Source organism: Rhodoferax sp. ZS1R8 (assembly GCF_056521325.1).
Map to the genome: position 1 here is coordinate 1 of NZ_JBWMBA010000106.1, position 1,250 is coordinate 1,250.

Sequence of the window (1,250 nt, forward strand, 5' to 3'; positions counted from 1 at the left end):
TGACCTTTGACAAATTGTCCGGCGTGGTGCACTTGGCCGCGCTGCTGGCCGATGACCCCAGCCCTACGCCTGACCTGGTGAGCGAACTGCCGCTGCCGGTCATCAACGCGCTCGCGCTGGACCGCCACTGGATGGTGGCCCGCTTCCCTCTGGCCGATTCCTTCGTAGATGTGACGAGCCTTTAGAACAGCTGGGTCAGGTGCACCGAGTCGTCGGTTTTCTCCATCTGCACGGCTTGCGTTCCATTGCGCGCCAAGCGCAACATGCGGGTGTTGCCGGGCAGAACGTCGGCGACAAAGCCGCGCAGGCCGCGCTTTTTGGCGTGCTGCACCATACGGCTTTGTAACGCCGTGCCCAGGCCGCAGCCCTGCCAGCCCGGGTGCACCATGAAGGCGGTGTCGGCCAGATTGGCCGTGGGGTTGATGAAGTAACACGACTGCCCCACGATCAGCGCTTCCTCACGCGTGCCGGCCGTGGCCACAAAGGCGACTTCGTTTTCGTAGTTCACATTGCACAGGCGCTGCACTTCGGCATTGGACAGCCCGCGCACATGGCGGAAAAAGCGGGTGTAGACATCGGCTTCGCTCAGGTGGTGGAAAAGATTGCGTATGCCTTGCGCATCGCTAGACAACGCGGGGCGCAGCATGACTGTTCGGCCGTCTTTCAGCGGGACCGTAACTTCTTCCTCCACCGGGTAAGCACGTAGGTTTTGCAGGGTCTGGTCGGCACTCAGGTAACCCAGCGCCTGGGCCTGCGCAAACAGCTCGGGGCGGAACTGCGGATGCGCCAGCTCGATCAATGCCGTAGCCCGTTCGCGAATCGACTTGCCAAACAGGTAGGCAATGCCATATTCGGTGACCACGTAGTGCACGTCGGTGCGGGCTATGGTGGCCGATTCGCCCTGCAACAGGGAAGGGCGTATGCGCGATTGGGTGCCGTCTTCGGTGGTCGACGCCATACACACAATCGGTTTCCCGCCGGGGGAGCGCGCAGCTCCCTGTAAAAATTCACCCTGGCTGCCTATGCCGCTGTAGAACTCGCCACCAAACTGGTCTATGCAGACCTGTCCGGTCAGGTCTATGGCGTAGGCCTGGGCAATGGCCACCATTTTGTGCTGGGCAGCAATGGTGGCCAGGTTACACACGGCGTCCATGGGTTCAAAGGAGAACAATGGATTGCCGTCTATCAGGTCGTACAGGGCACGGGAACCGAGGGCCAGGCTGGCCACGATCTTGAAGGGCTTGCTGGTC

1 protein-coding gene and 1 pseudogene are annotated in these 1,250 nt (G+C 61.5%); one reads left to right on the forward strand and one right to left on the reverse strand.

From position 1 onward, the window contains the following. Positions 1-185 (forward strand): annotated as a pseudogene (locus AC097P_RS24165) (hypothetical protein); the annotation flags it as partial. Here AC097P_RS24165 and AC097P_RS24170 read toward each other — a convergent pair. Further along, a partial coding sequence (locus AC097P_RS24170) for a GNAT family N-acetyltransferase (protein WP_479612964.1) occupies positions 182-1,250 on the reverse strand: 1,069 nt, incomplete at its 5' end. The pseudogene AC097P_RS24165 and the gene AC097P_RS24170 sit on opposite strands and share 4 nt — an antisense overlap.